The sequence below is a fragment of the Sphingobium sp. TomTYG74 genome (assembly GCF_055393875.1).
This window is the reverse complement of sequence record NZ_AP027342.1, coordinates 591,152-612,329: the sequence shown is the minus strand read 5'-3', so window position 1 is coordinate 612,329 and position 21,178 is coordinate 591,152. Positions and strand designations below refer to the sequence as shown.

Genomic DNA, 21,178 nt, shown 5'->3' with positions numbered 1-21,178 from the left:
GTTCAGGCGACGGGCCGCAAATATTCAGGAAGTTCTTCCGCTAAGTGATTGCGGCACTCGATCCGTGGCGAGGCGCTATAGGTGCTGAAGTTCTCAAGGGGTATGGCCGATCCGCAGAAACTGCATTCGGCAGTCATTCGCCCTATGATCCAATGTTGCCTGTCACATCCGGGACAATGATTGGGCTCATCCTCCCGATATAGTGGAGAGTAGCTATAGGTTGCCGACCAGCCCGTCGCGTCTATTTGCCTCATCTTTTTTACGACCTTCCTTGTTAACGGAAGGCGAGGCGTTCAGTTGCATCTGCATAGGACCGCCACTGGGCTGGCGGCTGCGCGACTTCCCCGCTGATCAGGACAGGAATTTGATGATCGAGGAGAAATCCTGACCAGTTTCGCCCTTGTTGGCCAGCAACTGATAAAGGCTTTCCGCCTGCGCGCCCATGGGTACGCTGGCGTTGACGGAGGCCGCCGCTTCCAGCGCGAGTTTCAGGTCCTTCAGCATCAGGGCAACGGCAAAGCCGCCGTTATAGCCATTGTCTGCCGGTGATTGCGGACCAACGCCGGGCACGGGGCAGTAGCTTGTCATGGACCAGCTTTGTCCCGACGAAACGCTGGAAATGTCGTAGAAGGTCTGGGCGTCGAGCCCGATCTTCTCCGCCATGGCAAAGGCTTCGCACGTCGCGACCATGGTCGCGCCCAGCAGCATGTTGTTGCAGATCTTGGCGGCTTGGCCGTTGCCGTCACTACCGGCGTGGATCACGGCCTTGCCCATGGCGGACAGGATCGGTTTTGCCATGGCAAAGGCCTCATCGTCGCCGCCCACCATGAAGGTTAGTGATCCCCCATTTGCAGCGGCGATCCCTCCGGAGACCGGCGCGTCGGCCATCAGGAAACCCTTCGCCTTCGCGGCGGCGATGACGCGGCGAGCCGTCGCCACGTCGATGGTCGAACAATCGAGGAACAGCGCCCCTGCTTTTGCCGCGCCGAAAACCTCGTCATTATAGACCGCTTCGACATGCTTGCCAGCCGGTAGCATCGTGACCACTGCGTCAGCCCCCGCGACGGCTTCAGCCGCGCTGCTGGCACGGGTCGCACCCGCCGCCTCGGCCTTTGCGAGGGCCGCGTCGGAAAGATCGAAGGCGCGCACGGCAAAGCCATTCTTGACAAGGTTGGCGGCCATTCCGCCACCCATGTTACCCAAGCCGATGAAGGCGATAGTCTCAGTCATGCCGACTTCCCTCTGTTGATTGTCTGGCCGCCTTCATGGGCGCAGCAGGTCGCGGGCAACGATCATGCGCATCACCTGATTGGTGCCCTCCAGGATCGAATGCACGCGCAGGTCGCGCCAGAAGCGTTCGACCGGATAGTCCATCAGATAACCGTAGCCGCCATGCAGTTGCAGCGCGCGATCGGCGATGGCGGAGCCCGCGTCGGTGGCGAGCCGCTTTGCCATGGCGGCGAAGCGGGTCTTGTCGGGCGCATTTTCCGTCACCTTGACCGCCGCCATATAAAGCAGCGCGCGCGCTGCCTGCAGCTCGGTTTCCATGTCGGCGAGGGTGAACTGCGTGTTCTGGAAATCGGCGATGGCTTGCCCGAACTGCTTGCGGTCCTTGGTATAGGCAATCGCTTCATCGAGGCAGCGCTGCGCGCCGCCCAGTGAGCAAGCGCCGATGTTGAGCCGTCCGCCGTCTAGGCCCATCATGGCAATGCGGAAGCCTTCGCCCTCAGCCCCCACGAGATTTTCCGCAGGCACGCGGACATTGTCGAAATTGACCTGCGCTGTCGGTTGCGAATGCCAGCCGAGCTTACGTTCCTGCGCGCCGAAGCTGACGCCCGGCATGTCTTTTTCTATGACGAGGCAGCTGATGCCCTTGGGGCCTTCCTCGCCCGTGCGGACCATGGTGACATAGATGTCGTTTTCGCCGCCCCCGGAGATGAACTGCTTGGAGCCGGTGACGAGATAGTCGCTGCCGTCCTTCACGGCGCGTGTCTTGAGCGCCGCTGCGTCCGATCCCGATCCGGCCTCGGTCAGGCAATAGCTGCCCATCTGCTCCATCGGCACCATCGAGGGGAGATATTTGTCCTTGACCGGCTGGCCGCCGAAACGGTCGATCATCCAGGCGGCCATGTTGTGGATCGATATGAACGCGCTGGTGGAGGGGCAACCATAGGCCATGGCTTCCATGATCAGGGCGGATTCCAGCCGTCCAAGGCCAATGCCGCCCGACTCCTCCGACACATAGATGCCGCCAAAGCCAAGCTCCGCCGCCGCGCGGATCGTGTCGCGCGGGAAGATGTGCTTTTCATCCCACTCGGCCGCGTAGGGCGTGATCGCGTCAGCGGTGAAGCGCCGCGCCATCTCCTGAATCTGGCGTTGGTCGTCGGTAAGGTCGAACTGTGTCATCATGCATCCTGTTGCGGCGATGGCGTGCCGCTGGCTTTTGCGGGAGAGCATGCGCTCTCCCCGCGCGGCTGTCACCCCATGGTGGGGATGACGAAGGCGCTGTCGCCCGACGCGCCGCCATCGGGCCAGCGCTGGGTGATCGTCTTCACCTTGGTCCAGAATTTGATGCCTTCCATGCCGTGCTGGTTGGTGTCGCCAAAGGCAGAGCGCTTCCAGCCACCGAATGTGTGGTAAGCGACCGGCACCGGGATCGGCACGTTGATGCCGACCATGCCGACATTCACCCGCGCGGCGAATTCGCGCGCGGCATGGCCATTGCGGGTGAAGATCGCGACGCCATTGCCATATTGATGTTGGCTGGGCAGCGCGATTGCGTCCTCGAAGCTTTCGGCTCGCACCATTTGCAGCACGGGGCCGAAAATCTCTTCCTGATAGGTCCGCATGCTGGGCTTGACCTGATCGAACAGCGTCGGGCCGACGAAAAAGCCCTGCTCATGCCCCTGTAGGGTGAAGCCGCGGCCATCGACCACCAGCTCGGCGCCTTCATCGATACCCATCTGGATATAGTTTTCGATCTTCGCCTTGTGCGCGGCGGTGACGACCGGGCCATAATGGGCTTCGGGATCGGTGGAGACGCCGACGCGCAGCGCCTGAATGGCGGGGATCAGCTTTTCGCGTAGGGCGAGGGCGGTCTTCTCGCCCACCGGCACCACGACGGGCAGCGCCATGCAGCGTTCGCCAGCAGAGCCGAAGGCCGCGCCCGACAGGTCGTTGACGACCTGATCCAGATCGGCGTCCGGCATGACGATGCCATGGTTCTTCGCGCCGCCCATCGCCTGCACGCGCTTGCCGTTATCGACCCCGCGCTTGTAGACATAATGGGCGATGTCGGAGGAGCCGACGAAGCTGATCGCGCCGATGTCCGGATGATCGAGGATGGCATCGACCATCTCCTTGTCACCCTGCACGACTTGCAGAATGCCTTCGGGCAAGCCGGCTTCAAGGAAGAGTTCGGCGAGGCGCACGGGAACGGATGGATCGCGTTCGGAAGGCTTCATGATGAAGGCGTTGCCCGTCGCGATCGCCACGCCCGACATCCACAGCGGGATCATCGCGGGGAAGTTGAATGGCGTGATGCCAGCGCCAATGCCGATCGGCTGGCGCATGGAATAGACGTCGATGCCCGGACCTGCGCCCTGCGTATATTCGCCCTTCAGCGCATGGGGGATGCCACAGCAAAATTCGATGACTTCCAGCCCGCGCTGGATATCGCCGCGCGAATCCGCGATCACCTTACCATGTTCGGACGAAAGCAGATGCGCCAGCTCGTCCATATTCTTCTCGACCAGCGTCTTGAAGTTGAACATGACTCGGGCGCGCCGTTGCGGATTGACTGCCGCCCAGGCGGGCTGCGCCGCCTTCGCCGCCTCTACCGCACGGTCGAGGAGGGCGCGGTCGCCCAAGGCGACACGGGCCTGAACCTGCCCGTCATTAGGATTGAACACATCACTGTAGCGCGGCGCTTCGCTGTCATGAGCAAAGGCGAGCTTGTGGGAAATTTCGCGCATGGCACCCTCTCGATGAGATTTGCCTTATCATGCCGAATGGCGTTAATGCATTCAATTCCCCTTTGTTGCAGAGTTGATCTGCATTTTTGCATAGGTGCGGCCGGATGTTCGATTGGGATGACTTGCGCATATTTCTGTCGGTCGCGCGGCTGAAGAAGGTGGCTCCCGCGGCGCGGGCGCTCGGCATTGATGCGACGACGATTTCCCGGCGCTTGGGGCGATTATCGCAGGCGCTCGATGCGCAATTATTCGAACAGACTGGCGCGGAAAGGGCGCTGACGGAACATGGCGCCGCCTTGCTCCGTCATGCTGAAAGCATTGAAAGCGCCGCGATGTCGGCGATCGTCGATGTGAAGGGGGAGAGGCACAGTCTGAACGGCCAAGTGCGGCTGTCCGTTGCAGAGGGCTTTGGCCGGTGGATTTTGGCGCCTGCTATCCCCGAATTTCACGCGCGCCATCCGGGCATCCGGCTGGACGTGATTACCGCGTCGGGATTCCTAAATCCGTCGAAACGGGAAGCGGACATGGCGGTGATGCTGGCGCGGCCGCAGCGGGGGCATTTGGCGGTGCGGAAGCTGGCTGATTACAAGCTGCACCTTTATGCGTCGCCCGGCTATCTCGCGGCGCGGGGGGCTCCGGTGTCGCGCGAGCGGCTGCATGAGCATGTGCTGATCGGCTATGTGCCTGAGTTTCTCTACTCGCCGGAACTAGACTATCTGGACGAGGTCTATGCGGGACTGGAAGCGTCGCTCCGGTCGAGCAGCATCGGCATGCAGCGCCAGCTGATACTGGACGGCGCCGGGATCGGCGTGCTCCCGGACTTCATCGTCGCCGATGATGAGAAGCTGGTGCGCCTTTTTCCAGAAGAGGTGGAGATTGCGCGCTCTTTCTGGCTGGTGACGCATCCGGAAATGACGAAGCTCGCCCGCATCCTCGCCGTGTCCGACATGCTGCGGGAAAGATCGGAAGAGCTGCTAGGCGGGGGCGCTTCGATCGGTTGAAGCGCCCCGGCGAAGTTTGGCAAGTCAGGCGACCAGTCGTGGCTCGATCGGGTCCTGCGGCACGCCCTTGGGCGTTCCCACATCATAGACTCGGGTCAGCAGGCGAATGAAATTGGTGTCGTGCAGCGGATCGCTCGGCATCTCGAAGATCTCGCCGCGCGCGCGGAGGTCCTTCACGAATATCTCGAACGCCATGTCGGTCGTGATGTCGTCGCTATGGTCGCGCGAAATGCGGAGGTCGTTGAGGTCGGTGTAAACCTGCGCATTCCAATGGAGTAGCAGGCGGAATTCCTGCTCCGGAATCCTGGCTACCACATCGTCGCCGGTCATGATCCGCCAGCCATCAGCGACGTCAGGGTCAGGCGACATGGTCGAGTTGATCGCAAGGCCCGCAGGTTTGCGCTGATCGACCGGGCCGCAGCCTTGAGCGGTGTGAAACATCATTTCATTTTCGACTACGACGCCGCGTCCCCACATCGGCGCTTCGAGGCAGACCGGATCATTTTGCGGCCCGTTCGGCCAATAGTGGAAGCCGCCGCCGATCGAACCCTGATAATACCAGGCGATGACCTGCGCCTTTTTCGCCTGCCAGCGCCGGAATAGCCCGGACTTGGCCATGATGTTGAGCAGCCAGATCGGGCAGTTGACCGCGTATAGTCCGCGAAAATGCGTGCCATCGACATGCGGCGATCCACCCGCCGAGCTTGGACCCTGAATGTTGAACATCAACTGGTCGCATTCGACATAGGGCGTGTTCCAATAAGCGCGCGCCATATCGAGGAACTTCTTGTTATAGAAGCAATCGTCCAATTCCGGATAGCGATTGACGCCATTGTCGGCGAGGTAGCCTCGGAACACCGGGTTCATGAACATGTCCCAGGTGGGCGTGAAGCCTTCCGGAATGGAACCGGTGGAGGTCGCGATCACTTCCTCCGGCGAGGCGAAATATTGCGCCAGGATCAGGGACCAGGGGCCTTCCCGACGGATGACGTCCAGAACCCGCTGATGCTGATCTTCGGTATAGAGATTATCGACGATTCTGGGCGGCGCGACGGGCAGGAAAGTGGAAGCGACATCGGCGGGCATAGGCTCTCTCCAGCAAGCAATTTCCCGGCGCGAACGGCAGGGTCTGAAGACGGGAATATCCCATCACCGCTTCGCTGGCAATAATTTCCGAAAATATGTTCGACTATTCGCCGCGCCGTGCGGCCAATCCGTCTAGGACCAGTGCCAACGTAGCGCGCCAGCGAGGGAGGGCGGTGTCAGCATAGGCGTCTGGATTGGCGGCGATGACCGGTACGTCTTCCGCCGAACGCTGCCTGATCGAGGAGCGCACGGCTTCGCGATATTCCGCTTCGCCGCCTGCAACCGCACGGGCGTAGGAAGAGAGGAATGCGCCCCCGAGTACGATCAGGTCGATGGAACGCAGCAGGTCCAATGCGTCGGGCAGGTCGAACCCGCGTGCCAGCATGACTTGCAGCCATTGTTCCGAACTGTCGATCTCGACCGCTGGTCCCAGATTGCCGCTGACGAGGGTGGAGACAAGCTGCCCTTCCTCCACCAGCTTGTGCAGCGCTTCAGCATATTGGGTGGCATATTCGCGCCAGGATTGGCCCTCATCCTCCGGGAAGGTGGCGGCTCCCGAAGCGCGCTGCGCCGCTAGCCGCACCAGCTCCTTGCGGCCGGTGACATAGGTGTACAGCACCGCCGGGCGGACGCCGAGCCGATCGGCGAGCGCCGCGATCCTGAGGCCATCGAGCCCCATGTCGATCGCGGCGTCGAGTATTTGAGCCAAGGTCAACCGGCGCGGCCGACCAACAGCGCGGGGAGTGGGTGGCGGCCCCTCCACCTTAACAGAGGAAGATTCAAGATTTTCGCTGCTCATGGCCTGACCCATAGCGTTCGAAGGATCAGCCGTCGATCCGGCTCCATGGGGCAACGCAGCCGACGGGGACGATCGATCCGCATAATTATGCGCGCTTCACGACATAAATTGGGGCTGATGACGCACGGGCACCTGCGGTAGGCATCGGTGGGCATGCGCTTCTAACTATGATGCTACGGGCGATGACTTGAATGGCCTCCAACACATTTGGACATCTTCTTTCTCCCGGCCGGATCGGCGGCATGGAATTGCGCAACCGCATCGCCGTGACGGCCATGGGCGCGAGCCTTGCCGAAGCCGATGGCCACTGCGGTGAGCGGATCATCCGCTATCATGAGGAGCAGGCGAAGGGCGGCGTTGGCCTGATCATCACCGGCGTCGCGGGCGTGGCCTGGCCGGTGGGCGGCAACCAGGTCAACCAGATCGCGATTTCCGATGATCGTTTCCTGCCGGGACTGACTGCGCTCGCGGAGGCGGCCCACAAACATGGGGCCAAGATCGCTCCGCAAATCCATCATGGCGGCCTTGTCGCAATGGAGGACATGCTTAACGGACGCCCGGTCTGGTGCCCGTCGCTGCCCGAGGCGCCGGAAGGCGACTTTACCGAGGCGTTCCTTCTTGAAGAACTCGCCGTCGCGCCGTTCAGCAAGATCCAGAGCGTCAGCTTCAAGGAAATGACGCTTGAGGACATTCAGACGGTCGTCGGCCAGTTCGCCGCTGCGGCAGACCGGGCGAAGCGCGCCGGTTTCGATGGCGTCGAAATCCATGGCGGGCACGGATATCTTCTGTCCTCCTTCATCTCGCCCAAATCGAACCGGCGGACGGACGCCTATGGCGGGCCGCTGGAAAACCGAGTCCGCATCTTGACCGAGGTTATTCAGGCGGTGCGCCAGGCCGTGGGTCCTGACTTCCCCGTCTGGTGCAAGCTGGATTCGCGCGAAGTCGGGAAGAAGGGCGGTTTGACGATCGAAGACGCGGCCCAGGTCGCGCGCATGGCCGAAGCGGCGGGCGCCGACGCGATCACGGTGACGGCCTATCATGACACGGCGCAGGGAAAGCTGCACTCCGGATCGCACACGCCGCACGAACCTGCGGTGAACCTTCCCTACGCCGCCCAGATCAAGGCTGCGGTCGGCATTCCGGTCATCGCGTCCGGCCGGATCGAGCCTGAGGTCGGCGACAAGGCGATTGCGAACGGGCAGATCGACTTTGTCTCCATGGGCCGCAAGTTGCTGGCTGATCCGCACCTGCCGCGCAAGCTGACCGAAGGGCGGGCGGCCGACGTCCTGCCCTGCATCTATTGCTATACCTGCATCAGCGCCATCTATGTGTGCGATCCGCTGCGTTGCGCGGTCAATCCCGAGACGGGCTTTGAATATCTGCGTTCAGACGCGCCATCGTCTGCTGGCAAGCGCGTCGTCGTTATCGGCGGCGGCCCGGGCGGCATGGAATCGTCGCGCAGGCTGGACGCCTTGGGGCATCAGGTCATCCTGTTCGAACAAAGCGAATTGCTGGGCGGAACGTTGCGCTTCGCGGCGCTGGCTTACCCTGCGAATGAGCGGCTGCTCGATTGGCTGCAACGGCAGATCGCTTCTTCGAAGGTGGATGTGAGGCTGCGCACGCAGGCGACGCCGGAGCTGTTGAAAACGCTTCAGCCTGATGCGGTCGTCGTCGCCACGGGGGCGGTGCGCGGCATGCCGGACATTCCTGGCAATGATCTGAGCCATGTCTTCTCCGGCGATGACATGCGCCGGATGGTGCTCGGCCAAAGTTCCGATGAATTGAAGCGTAAGACCGGGTTGCTGACCCGAGCGGCGACGAAGCTCGGCTCCATGACGGGCATGACTGCCAATCTCGATTTCGTGCGCAAGGCGACGCACCAATGGATGCCGCTCGGCAAGCGGATCGTCATCATCGGGGGCGAACTGGTCGGCTTGGAGCTGGCGGAGTTTCTGAATGAACGTGGACGCCAGGTGGTGGTGGTGGACGATGCGCCGCGATTTGGCGCGGGTCTGACGATCGTCCGCCGGATGCGGTTGCTGGCGGAACTGAACGAACATGGCGTTCAGCTCTATCCGGCGTCGAGCGCCATCCGGATCGAGCGCGATGCTGTCCGCTTCATGGACAAGGGCGGAACGGAGCAGGCCGCCGCTGCCGACCATGTGATCGTGGCGAAGGGCGCGACGGGCGAACTGACGCTCGCCGGTCAAATGCAAGCACAGGGCTTTACCGTTCACGTCGTCGGCGATGCCAATGGGGTTGGCTATATCGAAGGCGCGATGCGCGGCGCCGCGCAGGCGGTTGGCGCAATAGCCGGGTGAATGCCCAGCCCGTATCCACACGGAACCAGCGGGGGAATGTGCGCTGTGGTCCGCAAATATCGATTGTCGAGGACATATGAACCGTACTGATACACGCCTTTCCTCTCAGGATGCGGAGCCTGCCCCGTCAGGCGGCGGCAACGGGACGCGCGGGAAGAAGGGGCGTCGTGGCTTGCGCCGTGCTGCGCTGATCGGTGTTGGCGCTGTCGCGGTGCTGGGCGGAGGATATTGGGCCTATAGCGCCAACCTGTTCCGGGCCAAGCCAGCGATCGATTATTCCGGGCCGACGGCGGGCTGGAGCTATTATGGCGGGGACGCGGGCGGGACGCGCTATTCGCCGCTGACGCAGATCACGCCTGACAATGTCTGGGCGCTGAAGCCTGCCTGGACCTATCATATCGGCATGGTCACGGCGCCGGAGCCGCTTTCCCCGACATTCCAGGCGACGCCGATCATTGCGGAAAACCGGCTTTATCTCTGCTCCGGCAATGGCCGCATCGCGGCGGTTGACCCGGAGACTGGTAACGAAATCTGGGCGAAGCAGCCAAGCTCGGACAATTTCAGCACCTATCTGCTGAACTGCCGTGGCGTCACCTATGCGCGGGACGAAAGCGTGCCAGCGGGCGCGGAATGCGCGGGACGGATTTTTGCCGGGACGCTGGACGGGCGGCTGGTGGCGCTCGATTCCGCCACGGGTCGCGAGTGCCGTTCTTTCGGGCAAAATTCCGTGGTCGATCTGAAGCCGGCTCTGGGCAAGATAGAGCGGGGCGACTTATCGATCTCTTCACCGCCCGTCGTCATCGGCAATGCCATCGTGGTGAACGGACGGCTGACCGACAATATGCGGGTCGATATGCCCGCTGGAGCGATCCGGGCGTTCGATATTCATTCGGGCAAGCCCCTCTGGTCCTGGAACGGCTTGCCGCCGGGGATGAGCGATGCGCAGAACGCGCCGAAGGGCGAGCAGTTCGTGCGGAGGACGCCTAATAGCTGGGCGCCGATGGCGGTCGATCCCAAGCTCAACCTTGTCTATGTGCCCATGGGCAACGCGCCGCCCGACCATTATGCCGCCAACCGGGCGGGCCTCGACTATTATGCAAGTTCGGTCGTGGCGCTCGATGGGACGACCGGTCAGGTCAGGTGGCGGTTCCAGACGGTTCATAACGACGTGTGGGATTATGACATTCCCGCGCAGCCGGTGCTGTTCGACCTGCCAATGGCGACCGGATCTGTCCCGGCGCTCGCGCAGACCACGAAGGTCGGGCATATCTTCATTCTCGACCGGCGCACCGGCAAGCCGATCTTCCCTGTGATCGAACGCCCTGTGCCGCAGGAAGGCAAGGTGCCGGGCGAAAAGCTGTCGCCGACCCAGCCTTTCCCCGCCAATCCGGCGTTCATCATCCGCGATCCGGACCTGCGCGAAGAAGATATGTGGGGCTTTACCCCCTATGACAAATATAAGTGCCGGGAGTTGTTCCGGTCAGTGAACTATAAGGGCGTCTTCACGCCGCCCTCGACAAAAGGCTGGCTGCAATGGCCAAGCTTTGAGGGAGCGTCCAACTGGGGTGGCGTGACCGTCGATCCACAGCGGGGCATCCTGATCGCCAACACGACGCAGGTGGGCGCGATCATGAAGCTGATCCCGCAGGCCGAGATCGCGTCCCGCACCGCCGCCGGGGAAGCGATCCTGCCGACCAAGGGCGCGCCCTACGGTCTGCAGTTGAAGCCCATGCTCTCGCCCTTCGGCGCGCCGTGCAACCGGCCGCCCTGGGGACGCCTGACCGCGATCGACCTGAAGGCTGGCAAGACGCTGTGGAACGTGCCGCTTGGGACCACGCGCGACCAGGCGCCGCCGCCCATGTGGTTGAAGCTTGGCGTGCCGAACCTTGGCGGCAGCGTCGCCACGGCTTCGGGACTGGTGTTTCTTGGTGCGACCACGGACAATTATCTGCGGGCCTATGACATTACGTCCGGCAAGGTCGTCTGGCGTGTTCGCCTGCCTGCGGGCGGGCAGGCGACGCCGATGACCTACCGCCTGAAGAAGGATGGCCGCCAATATGTCGTGATTGCCGCTGGCGGGCACAAATTCCTCGGCACGAAGCTGGGCGATTCCCTCATCGCCTACGCTTTGCCCAAATGAGCCGCCCGGCGGCGGCTGATCAATCTTGTCGCCGCCGCCGCGTCTTTCCAATAAGAGGGCGCAAAGACTCGCCACGCACATGGCGCGGCGGATGGAGAGCGCAGAAGTGCACGAATATGTCACCTGGACAGAGGAACGTCTTGCTACGTCTCGCATTCCCGGTGTCGTCGTTCGGCTGAACCTTCCGTACGGGGGGAGTTTCCCTCAGCATCTCGCAGGACGGGAGCCTACTCATCAGGTCGGCATGTGGACGTCGAGCATCTACAGGCCGCGCGGCCGGTTTCGCTACGCCACCCAGTCCCACTATCAGGAATTGAAGCAGGCCACCTTTGTCCCAGCCGATATCGACTGGATCGCCGAAGTCGAAAATTCCGGTCCTCTCAAACCCGCAATCTTCTGCGATTTCGAGAAGGAATATTTCAACGAGACCACGGGCATAGAGCCGCTCAACCATGTCGAGCAGCTACTATATTGCGAGAATGGGAACGTCTCTCAACAGGCGTTGAAGCTTCTTGCGGATGAGCTTCGCGCGCCCGGCTTTTCGCATGCCGTGAAGGTGGATTCCCTGTGCCGGTTGATCCTCGTGGAATTGGTGCGGCAGCTTGACGATACGCACATCAATGCGCGCGCTGGCAAGGGTGGAAAGCTCGCATCATGGCAGCTTCGCCGGATCCGCGATATCGTGGAAGCCATCGAAGGACGGCCAATCACCGTCCGCCAATTGGCCGATGAATGCGGTATCAGCGCGCCGCATTTGCGTCGCCTGTTCAAGGCCAGCACGGGAACTTCCGTCAGCGCCTATGTCGATGGCATTCGCCTCGAAAGGGCAAAGACGCTCCTCGCCGACCGATCGCTTCCCTTGAAAGGGATAGCGCACCGTCTGGGTTTCGCAAATGCCAGCGCCTTTTCAGCGGCATTCAAGCGCGAGGCGGGAAGCAGCCCGAACAGATATCGTCAGCAGATCGCATCCTGACGTCGCGAGTTGTCTAACGGCCTGTCGGCGCCGTCAGCACAACGGGTCCAGAAATGCTGTGCAGCTTTGCGTGGTAAGAAGGAACGCCTGGACCCAAGACGCGTTTGCGTCCTGAATTTCAGGGAGAATGAACATGGCGCGTATCACGTCGATGATCCTGGTCGCAGGGTTGACGCTGGCGGCCTGTAATCAGGCGAGTGAGCAGCGCAATGCCGACGCACTGAATGCGGCGAAGAACGTTGCTGAAAATGCTGGTGACAGGATCGAGAATGCGGCGGAGAACGCGATCGATGCATTGAAGCCAACCCCTGATGCGCAGGATTTCGTGAACCTTGCAGCCAGAAGCGATGCGTTCGAGATCGCGGCTGCGAAGCTGGCCTCGGCCAACGCCACGTCCGCTGAGGTAAAGGCCTTCGCCGTTCAGATGATCAAGGCTCATTCGGAGTCTACCGCGAAGATCAAGTTGGCAGCGGGCAGGGCACGGCCTGCCGTCATACCGAACCCTGACCTTACCGCTGGGCAGAAGAAGGATTTGGATGAACTGCGGCAGAAGAAGGGCGCGGCGTTTGACGAGGAATATATCGATAGCCAGGTCGATGCACATGAAGACGCTCTTGCGCTGATGCGTTCCTATGCGTCGGGCGGGACGGACGCGGCGTTGAAGGCGGCAGCGGGCGAGATCGCTCCGGTGGTAGAGGGGCATCTGAAAATGGCACGGGCGCTGGAGAGCAAGACTGATAAGTGATCGCCGTTATCGGTCTTTCTCCTGAGCGCCCTCATCAGCAAACAGGGGCGGACTATCGCCCGCCCCTTGCACTTTAGAGCCCGTCGAGGCCTTTGCTGACGAGCACATTCACCGCGACGCGGCGGTTCTGCGCCTTGCCTTCGACCGTATCATTGCTGCTGAGCGGGTCCGCTTCGGACATGCCGGTGGGGGTCAGCATGCGGTAGGGCTTCCAACCGCAGGTCTGCTGAAGATAGTTGACCACCCGACTGGCCCGCTGTTCGCTAAGCGCCTGATTGAAGTCGTCGCTGCCGGTGGAATCGGTATAGCCCACGACGAGCAACAGGGCGTTGTTCATGCCATCGGCTGCTGACGCAGTGGCGCACAGGTCGTTCTTCGCCTGTTCGGACAATACCGCCTTGCCGACGTCGAAGTTCACGTTGGTCGTGCTTTTGACATTATATTTATCGATGTCGCCCACGCGGCTGCGCAAGGCTTCCGTCGCGGCGGTCTGTTCGGCAAAACCCTGGGCAGTGCCGCTGCGGATCATAGACGCGGTCTTTAGGTCCTTGCTCTTCAAATCGATCTGACTGGCGATCAGGTCAGCACCCGACTGAAGCGTCTTGATGGAAACCGGCAGGCCGTTCAGCAGCGAAGCTGTGGCAAGCTTGCTGCGGCTGAGGCCAAGGAAACCGCCGCTGGACTTGACCCGGGTGGCATCATTGATGGTGACCACGGTGTTGGTGCCGTCGGCAGCGGTCACCTGCAATTTATCGCCGCTGCGTGCAGAGATGAGGCCTTCGATCTCAGGCCCTTCGGTCAGTTGGGCCGCTTCGGGCGCAGGGGCGTTGTAGGTGGCCGACAGATTGGCTTCAGGCGCCTCCTGTTGCGTCTCCTGCGCGAAGCTGGCTGAAGCGGTCCCGACAGCTGCGGACAACAGTAAAAAAAGTTTCGGACTTTTTAGAATGTTACTCATTGCGCTACTCCTTCAAACTCGATCGGTCGGGCCTGCGTGATCGCAGCTTCTCGTCCGACCGCCGCATCCGTGATGTCGTAACGGCTGTCAGAACCCCCTCCATGTAGTCTCATTATGACGCGCGGTATTCGGCCGCACCTGAACAGCATGGGCGTCCTGCCTGTTCAGCCCAACCTTTCGCGGAGATGAACGCGTCCGGTCGCGCTCCGCTGCTGGGGCTGGTAGGACTGCTTCATGCGACGAACCGATGTCGGCGGAGTAAGTTTATTAACCCGAAAGTTAAGATTAAGCAATTTCCCAGCGACGCCGCGATCGCCGCGAGGATTAGCGGCGTGACTCGGACGGCCAGAATGCCACTGGAGCTCCCAGGGATTTTCGGGCATGCTGGCACATACTGGCGGATAGGGCTTACGCGGTTGAAATATCTTGATTTCATCTGGTCTATGCCTTCGCCTTCATTGCCGATCGGTGCTCAGGGCTATCTTCTGATGGTTTCCGATTCCAGCGCGCCCAAGAACCACGGGGTGGAATGGAACCGCCCGGACGCTGAACAGGGGGAATAAACCATGTCCGAACGGCAGCTGAAGGCGTGGCAGGAGGCGGGGCTGATCGACGCCGATACCGCCGAACGCATTCGCGCGTGGGAATTGACGCATAGTCGGCCTGTCGGATTATGGGCTATCGTCGGCCTGGGTGCGTTGACGATCGGGTTGGGGATCATCTCCGTCGTCGCCGCGAATTGGGACGCGATACCCGGTGAGACGCGTCTGGCGATCCACTTCGCCCTAATGATGGGCTTTGCTGGGCTGCTCTGGCGGTATCTGCCCAGGGCAGCGGCGAAAAACCATTATTTCAGCGATGGATTACTGTTCGTGGCTGCGGTTCTGGGTTTCGCCTTCTTTGGCCATGTCGGGCAGGTGTATCAGACCTCCTCGCCGCTCTGGCAGCCGCTGCTGGTGTGGCTGGTCATTTTTTCGCCGCTGCTGCTCCTGTTTGGAAGAGGCTGGCCGGTCGCGGGCCTCTGGCTGGCAGCGGTAGTCGGCACGGCATGGTCTCACGCCGACGAATATGGTCATGCATGGGTATGGGGGCAGCATGTGCCCCAACCTGCTTTTCCGACACTCTATTGGGGCCTGATCGCTTGCCCACCCATGGTAGTGGCTGCCTTCGCCGCGTTCATGCGAGACCGGAGTGACCGGCCCGCCTTCTGGCGTTTGCTGGAACAACTGGCGATCAGCGTGATCCTTTCTGGCATCAGCATCGCCATCATAGCGGGCGGCTGGAGTAGCCGGACCCACGCTGTTCTGGGCAGCGTCGCCATACAGAGTGTGGCGCTGATCGGGGCCGCTGCAATCATATTCCGCGTCGCGCCCACACGATCCGGGACAGCGACGGCGGGGATATTGGCGGCTGGGGCGCTGCTGCATCTCGCGCAGGCCTTGCTGATCGATCTTCATGGCCCGATCCGCAGCCCCTGGATCGGAGCGTCATTCTTCGTCATGCTGTGGGGTGCCGTGGCCGCAGGGGCCATCTTCGCCCGGTGGCGGCGCCTGTTCCAGGGGGCGATCGCACTGGTGGCGCTGCGCATCATCATTTTGAGCTTTGAACTTAATGACAGCCTGCTTGAAAGCGGGGCGGGCCTTATATTTTCCGGGGCTTTCGCCATTGCGGTGGCATGGGCGACCGTCCGTATCTCGAAACGCTATGCACCGGCGGGAGGGATGGTGGCATGAAGAGGTTTGCGTCATCGCCACGGCTTCTGCTCGCCGCCGCCCTGCTGCTGCCGATCATGGCCTTGGCTTATAGCTGGATCACGACCTATCGTCTCGCGCAGCAAGGGCAAGAATGGCTCATTCCCATTCGGGGTTATGATCCAAGGGATTTGCTTCGCGGGCACTATATTCAATATCAATATGACTGGCCTGTGGATGCTTCGCGCGACGGCCACAACGGCGACAAGACTTCCTTTGATGCATCACTTGCCAGTCAATTATGCATTCAGGGCACCGCTCCGCACATTGTAAGGGTTCGCGAATTAAATCCCATTGCAGGTCGTCCCGATGCTCAGCAAATAAAGGGGTGCGCGATCATCGTTCGTGCCTCGATTGGCGCGCGGCGCGAGGTTCGGGGACTGGATTCCGGCATATTGTTCACGTCGCAAGCTAATGCGCTGTCTTTATCGCGCCGATTGGCGGACGCGGACGAGCAGGGTCTGGTGCGCGTCAGGATCAGGCCGGATGGGGTCATGCGGCCGGTAAACCTGGAATTCGGAAAGCGTCAGCACCCAGATTGATCATTCTTTCCGCAATAGTGACAAAAGTGCATCACAATTGCGCATTGCTCAATTGCGTAGTTTGTTTCCCTATTCTACTCTGAAGATCGACCGCCTGCACAAAGGCGGCGAACTAAAATAGGGAGGGGATTTTGAGGAAGCATTCCGCACTGCTTTTCAATAGCGTAGCCTCATGCGCTGTTCTGATAGCCACGCCTGCCTTGGCGCAGGACCTGTCAGGCACCCAGCTTGGTGCAACGGCCGACATCATCGTGACGGCCCAACGCCGCGCCGAACGCGCGCAGGACGTGCCTATCGCGATTACGGCTTTTTCACCCGAACGCCTTCAGCAACAAAACATCACCCAGTCGCAGGATCTGAACGCCAGCGTCCCGTCGCTGGTCGTCGGGTCGGCAGGACAGGGCTCACGCGACTCCCAAACCTTTACGTTGCGCGGTCAGGGGGCCACGTTTCAGGCTTCGCCGGGCGTCGTCCTTTACCTGAACGAAGTACCGCTACCGGCGCCGATCACGCTCAGCTAGCAGGGTGGACCCGGCAACTTCGTCGATCTTGAAAATCTTCAGGTGCTCGCCGGCCCGCAGGGCACGTTGTTCGGCCGTAACACGACTGGTGGCGCGATCCTTCTCGTGCCGCATAAGCCGACGAACGACTTTTCCGGATCGCTGCTTGCGAAATATGGCAATTATGACGCCAAGGAGATTGAGGGCGTCATCAACGTGCCCGTGGTCGAGGACAAGCTGCTCGTCCGCGTCGTTGGCGCCTATCATGATCGCGACGGCTATACCCATGACGTGATCTGGAACAAAGATCGCGACGATACGCACTGGTATTCGGGCCGCATCGGTATCACCTTCCGTCCGACCGAGCGCATCGAAAATTACCTGATGGCCTATGGCTCCTATTCGCGCTTCAACGGCACGGGGCTTATTCATAAGGGCTTCAATATCGATGGCACCGCCGGTCTGGCTCAGCTGGGCCTGTGCTCCAACACGCCGATCGCGACGAGCGGGCCATTTTCGTGCGACGTCTATCGCGCGACCACGGCTCAGGCCGACGCGCTCGGCCCTCGCCAGACTGCCCACGGCATTGATGATTATCAAAAGACCAAGACCTGGGGCATCACCGATACCCTGTCCTTCGATCTCAACGATGAACTCGTGCTGCGTAACATAGTCAGCTATCAGAAGTTCAAGAGCTTCTACCGCTATGACGGCGACGGCACCGTCTTGCAGCAATATGATGTCGATCCCTACAAGCTGCCCGCGCCGGGACAGGTCACGCTTCCGGGCGTCGGCACGCCGGTCGTGTATAATAATACGTCGCCGGTCACGCTGCCGCGTGACAGCTACAAGCAGTTCACCGAAGAATTCCAGATCCAGGGCACCTACCTCGATAACAAGCTGACCTTCACGGCGGGCGGCTTCTACTACAGCCAGAAGCCTGACGGCGATCAGGCGGGCAGCGCGGTCAACTATTGTCCGGCGGGTCTGACTGGCACCCCCCTTCCGGGTATCCCACCTACCTGCGTAGCCAACGCGACGCCGGGCTATGTCGCTACGACCTCAAAGGCGCTCTATGCGCAGGGCACATTCGATTTCGGAGCGATGACGCCGTCTCTCGACAGCCTGCGGCTTACCGGCGGTTTCCGCTACACCTGGGATAAGATCAAAGGCTTCTCGCAAAGCTATACACCAACCCTCACCGGACAGTTTATCTGCTCGGCGGACTCGACGCTGGTGGACGCGATCTCGGATTGCAACTTCACCGCTTCGCTGAAGAGCAAGGCGGCCACCTGGGTCGTCGGGCTGGATTACAAACCGATCCGCGACCTGATGGTGTTTGCCAAGGTCAGCCGTGGCTACAAGGCAGGCGGGTTCAATCCTTACGCGGTTCGCGAAACCACCCGAACGTTCGAACCGGAAAAGGTCACCTCCTATGAGGCTGGGTTCAAGTCGGACTTCCGGATCGCGAGCGTGCCCGCCCGGTTGAATGCCTCCTATTATTATCTGAATTACCAGAATATCCAGAAGGCAACCGGTGATTTCAACACTGTAACCTTGGCCAGCGGCGCGCGGATCAACGCGGCGAAGGCCCATGTTTCAGGTGTCGAGGTCGAAGCGTCCATCCGGCCGTGGAAGCCGATCGAGATCGGCGGCAATTTCAGCTACACGCGCTTTAAATATACCGAATATACTTTGCCATCGAACGGCTTCCTGGCGGATTGTTCCGGCACGGCGCTGCCGCCCGGAGCGCCCACGGACCTGACCTGCCTGCCCGGTCAGTATGTTGTGCCGTACATCTACAGCTTCCACGTGGCGGTGAACCTGCCCATCGCTGAAAGACTGGGAGACCTCTCCTTCTTCGTGAACTATGCGCACAATTCGTCGCAGCATACCGAAGCCACGGTCGTCGCGCCGCAGCAGCCGGGCGAGAAGCTGGACGCCTTCGGCTTGCTGAACATGTCGCTGGATTGGAACAACATCGCAGGTTCCGGCCTGGATGCAGGCTTGTACGTCACCAATGCCACGAACAAGCTCTACCGGATCAGCAACACGGACGTGTACCAAGGCGGCTCGTTGCTGTCCTGGGCGACGATCTACGGTGAGCCGCGCATGTATGGCCTAAAGCTTCGCTATCGTTTCGGCGGAGAATAAGGCTTAAAGAAGGGGACGGCGGTCATGACGGCCGCCCCCCCCACTCAGTATCCCCGGCCGGTTCAACAGTGTTTGCGTTGGACCGGCCGATCTGTTCCGGCAGCCGCTCCTTTAGAGGATGCTGGCAATGGCCAGATGCCCGAAGCCCCCCACCGATCAGTGTTCGTTAGCAGCGAAGGCGCCGATGCCGGTCTCGGCCCGTACGCGCTGCGCCGCATAGCCAGCCCTGTCGATCGCCCCACGTGATGAACGATCGAAGTGCGAGATCAGCCAGATAGCAAGAAAGCCAGTCGGCACTGAAAATATCGCGGCAGAGCTGTACGGGAAAGGAGCCGGACCAAGGTTGAAGGTGCTTGTCCAGACTGTCGGCGACAGCAGCGTGAGGATGAAAGCCGTAAGCAGGCCGATCGTGCCGCCCACTGCTGCGCCACGCGTGGTGCAGCCATTCCAGAGAAGGGAAAGGATCAGCACGGGGAAATTACCCGATGCGGCCAATGCGAAGGCCAGGCTGACCATGAAGGCCACATTCTGCTTCTCGAAAAGAAGACCGAGCAACACCGCCAACGCGCCCAGCGCCAGCGTGGTCAAACGCGACACGCGCAGTTCGTCTGCCGGTTCCGCCTCGCCATGTTTCATCACGGTTGCATATAGATCATGGCTGATCGCGGAGGCTGCCGACAGGGTCAGCCCCGCGACCACCGCAAGAATAGTCGCAAAGGCGACCGCAGAGATGAAGCCGAGGAAGAGATTCCCGCCGATCGCATGACCAAGATGGATCGCCGCCATATTGCCTCCACCCCGCAGCGCGCCTCCGGCATCCAGATAGGCAGGCTGCGTCCCGACCAGCACGATCGCACCAAAGCCGATGATAAAGGTGAGGATATAGAAATATCCAATCCAGCCGGTCGCCCACAGCACCGATTTGCGCGCTTCCTTTGCATCAGGCACTGTGAAGAAGCGCATCAATATGTGGGGCAAGCCCGCCGTCCCCAGCATCAGCGCGAGGCCGAAGGAAATCGCGGACACCGGGTCCTTGATGAAATTGCCCGGCGCCATGATTGAACGCCCTTTGTCAGCAGCATCGGCAGCGCTGGCGCCCGCATCGAACGCCGCCGCCGTCTTGACTTCAACCGCGCGGGCGAAGAGCGCCTCCAACGAGAAACCGAACCGCGCCAGCACCATCACGGCCATGAAGGTGGCGCCGCCGAGCAGCAGCACGGCCTTGATGATCTGGACCCAGGTGGTCGCGCGCATCCCGCCGAACAGGACGTAGAGCATCATCAGCGTGCCAACGATCACCACCGCAACCGCATAGGGCAGGCCGAATAGCAATTTGATGAGCTGTCCTGCCCCCACCATCTGAGCGATCAGGTAGAAGCTGACGACCAGAAGCGTGCTGACCGCTGCAAAGCTGCGCACCGGCGGCTGGGCAAAGCGGTAGGAGGCTACATCGGCGAAGGTAAAGCGTCCGAGGTTGCGGAGCCGCTCCGCCATCAGGAACAGCAGGATCGGCCAGCCCACCAGAAAGCCGGTGGAATAGATGAGGCCGTCATATCCGTCCAAGTAGATCTGTGCTGAAATGCCGAGGAAGGACGCGGCCGACATATAATCGCCCGCCATCGCGAGGCCGTTCTGAAAGCCGCTAATGCCTCCGCCCGCCGTGTAGAAGTCCGAAGCTGTGCGCGTGCGCGCAGCCGCCACCTTCGTGATCCACAACGTCAGCCCGACGAAAGCGACGAACATGCAGATCGCGATCCAGTTGACGGGTTGGCGTTGAGCCTGTCCTCCCAGCGCGGCCGCAAAAGCGGGTAGCGGGGCCAGCGTTATCGAAGCCAGGGCGATCGCTAACAAACGCCCCATCACGCGCTATGGTCCTTTCGCCGATGTTCCTGAAGAATTGCGGCCATTTGTTCGTCATGATGACGATTGGCGTGCGCGACGTAGATTCCGGTAAGGGCGATCGCCAGCAGTATGAGGCCAAGGCCGACGGGTATCCCGACCGACGTCACACCATCAGCAATAGGTGCGCCAAGCGCTGCCTTGTCGAAGGCGATCAGCAGCAGATAGCCGATAAACGCAAGGAAGATGATAGCGGACAGCCACCAGCCCAGACGCGAGCGCCTTGCCACCAGGTCAACATAACGCTGATCGGCCGCCACACTGGCGACCAAGGCATCTTCCCGGGCATTCATCACACTGCTCCCCCTGCAATATTATCATGCTAGGCGCGGCGCCCA

Annotated in this window: 17 protein-coding genes; 9 read left to right on the top strand and 8 right to left on the bottom strand. The window is 61.2% G+C overall.

What is annotated here, in order from left to right; genetic code table 11:
- Positions 1–351 precede the first annotated feature (351 nt).
- The 3 genes from mmsB to ACZ5TB_RS15770 all read right to left on the bottom strand — a co-directional run bounded on the left by mmsB (position 352) and on the right by ACZ5TB_RS15770 (position 3,974).
- Positions 352–1,230: a 3-hydroxyisobutyrate dehydrogenase gene (gene mmsB, locus ACZ5TB_RS15780; RefSeq protein ID WP_464792644.1), complete on the bottom strand. Its 879-nt coding sequence runs from the start codon at positions 1,228–1,230 to the stop codon at positions 352–354.
- A 33-nt stretch (positions 1,231–1,263) separates the two neighbouring features.
- Positions 1,264–2,406, bottom strand: a complete 1,143-nt coding sequence (locus ACZ5TB_RS15775; RefSeq protein WP_464793266.1) for an acyl-CoA dehydrogenase family protein — start codon at positions 2,404–2,406, stop codon at positions 1,264–1,266.
- Between the two features lie 71 nt (positions 2,407–2,477).
- Positions 2,478–3,974: a CoA-acylating methylmalonate-semialdehyde dehydrogenase gene (locus ACZ5TB_RS15770; RefSeq protein ID WP_464792643.1), complete on the bottom strand. Its 1,497-nt coding sequence runs from the start codon at positions 3,972–3,974 to the stop codon at positions 2,478–2,480.
- A 104-nt stretch (positions 3,975–4,078) separates the two neighbouring features.
- On the opposite strand from ACZ5TB_RS15770, the gene ACZ5TB_RS15765 reads away from it, so the two are divergent.
- Entirely contained in the window at positions 4,079–4,975 is an 897-nt protein-coding gene (locus tag ACZ5TB_RS15765; protein WP_464792642.1) for a LysR family transcriptional regulator, read from the top strand.
- A gap of 24 nt (positions 4,976–4,999) precedes the next feature.
- Here the strand turns inward: ACZ5TB_RS15765 and ACZ5TB_RS15760 are convergent, their stop codons facing one another.
- Positions 5,000–6,061: a hypothetical protein gene (locus ACZ5TB_RS15760; RefSeq protein WP_464792641.1), complete on the bottom strand. Its 1,062-nt coding sequence runs from the start codon at positions 6,059–6,061 to the stop codon at positions 5,000–5,002.
- Positions 6,062–6,164: 103 nt separating this feature from the next.
- Positions 6,165–6,860 carry a TetR/AcrR family transcriptional regulator C-terminal domain-containing protein gene (locus tag ACZ5TB_RS15755; protein ID WP_464792640.1) on the bottom strand — a complete coding sequence of 232 codons (696 nt, stop codon included), beginning with the start codon at positions 6,858–6,860 and terminating at the stop codon, positions 6,165–6,167.
- A gap of 191 nt (positions 6,861–7,051) precedes the next feature.
- Between ACZ5TB_RS15755 and ACZ5TB_RS15750 the strand changes: the two genes are divergently transcribed.
- From ACZ5TB_RS15750 to ACZ5TB_RS15735, 4 genes are all read left to right on the top strand, one after another.
- A complete protein-coding gene (locus ACZ5TB_RS15750) occupies positions 7,052–9,181 on the top strand; it encodes an oxidoreductase (RefSeq protein ID WP_464792639.1) in 2,130 nt (709 codons plus the stop codon).
- A 76-nt stretch (positions 9,182–9,257) separates the two neighbouring features.
- Complete coding sequence (locus tag ACZ5TB_RS15745; RefSeq protein WP_464792638.1) at positions 9,258–11,321, top strand: pyrroloquinoline quinone-dependent dehydrogenase; 2,064 nt, start codon at positions 9,258–9,260, stop codon at positions 11,319–11,321.
- 79 nt (positions 11,322–11,400) lie between these two features.
- Positions 11,401–12,294: a helix-turn-helix transcriptional regulator gene (locus ACZ5TB_RS15740; RefSeq protein ID WP_464792637.1), complete on the top strand. Its 894-nt coding sequence runs from the start codon at positions 11,401–11,403 to the stop codon at positions 12,292–12,294.
- Between the two features lie 133 nt (positions 12,295–12,427).
- Positions 12,428–13,039, top strand: coding sequence for a DUF4142 domain-containing protein (locus tag ACZ5TB_RS15735; RefSeq protein WP_464792636.1), 612 nt, complete (start codon positions 12,428–12,430; stop codon positions 13,037–13,039).
- A gap of 73 nt (positions 13,040–13,112) precedes the next feature.
- Here the strand turns inward: ACZ5TB_RS15735 and ACZ5TB_RS15730 are convergent, their stop codons facing one another.
- Positions 13,113–13,994: an OmpA family protein gene (locus ACZ5TB_RS15730; protein ID WP_464792635.1), complete on the bottom strand. Its 882-nt coding sequence runs from the start codon at positions 13,992–13,994 to the stop codon at positions 13,113–13,115.
- A 566-nt stretch (positions 13,995–14,560) separates the two neighbouring features.
- Between ACZ5TB_RS15730 and ACZ5TB_RS15725 the strand changes: the two genes are divergently transcribed.
- The 4 genes from ACZ5TB_RS15725 (at position 14,561) to ACZ5TB_RS15710 (ending at position 18,941) form a co-directional block, all read left to right on the top strand.
- Complete coding sequence (locus tag ACZ5TB_RS15725; protein ID WP_464792634.1) at positions 14,561–15,727, top strand: DUF2157 domain-containing protein; 1,167 nt, start codon at positions 14,561–14,563, stop codon at positions 15,725–15,727.
- On the top strand, positions 15,670–16,287 hold the full coding sequence (locus ACZ5TB_RS15720; RefSeq protein ID WP_464792633.1) for a GDYXXLXY domain-containing protein: 618 nt from the start codon (positions 15,670–15,672) through the stop codon (positions 16,285–16,287). Before ACZ5TB_RS15725 ends, ACZ5TB_RS15720 begins: the two co-directional genes overlap by 58 nt.
- A 131-nt stretch (positions 16,288–16,418) precedes the next feature.
- A complete protein-coding gene (locus ACZ5TB_RS15715; protein WP_464792632.1) occupies positions 16,419–16,808 on the top strand; it encodes a TonB-dependent receptor plug domain-containing protein in 390 nt (129 codons plus the stop codon).
- A gap of 42 nt (positions 16,809–16,850) precedes the next feature.
- Positions 16,851–18,941 (top strand): TonB-dependent receptor, encoded by a 2,091-nt coding sequence (locus tag ACZ5TB_RS15710; protein WP_464792631.1) that lies wholly within the window; start codon positions 16,851–16,853, stop codon positions 18,939–18,941.
- Positions 18,942–19,097: 156 nt separating this feature from the next.
- Here the strand turns inward: ACZ5TB_RS15710 and ACZ5TB_RS15705 are convergent, their stop codons facing one another.
- The gene (locus ACZ5TB_RS15705) at positions 19,098–20,801 is read right to left on the bottom strand and encodes a cation acetate symporter (protein ID WP_464792630.1); all 1,704 of its coding nucleotides are present in this window, start codon (positions 20,799–20,801) and stop codon (positions 19,098–19,100) included.
- Positions 20,801–21,133 carry a DUF485 domain-containing protein gene (locus ACZ5TB_RS15700; RefSeq protein ID WP_464792629.1) on the bottom strand — a complete coding sequence of 111 codons (333 nt, stop codon included), beginning with the start codon at positions 21,131–21,133 and terminating at the stop codon, positions 20,801–20,803. Before ACZ5TB_RS15700 ends, ACZ5TB_RS15705 begins: the two co-directional genes overlap by 1 nt.
- Positions 21,134–21,178 lie beyond the last annotated feature (45 nt).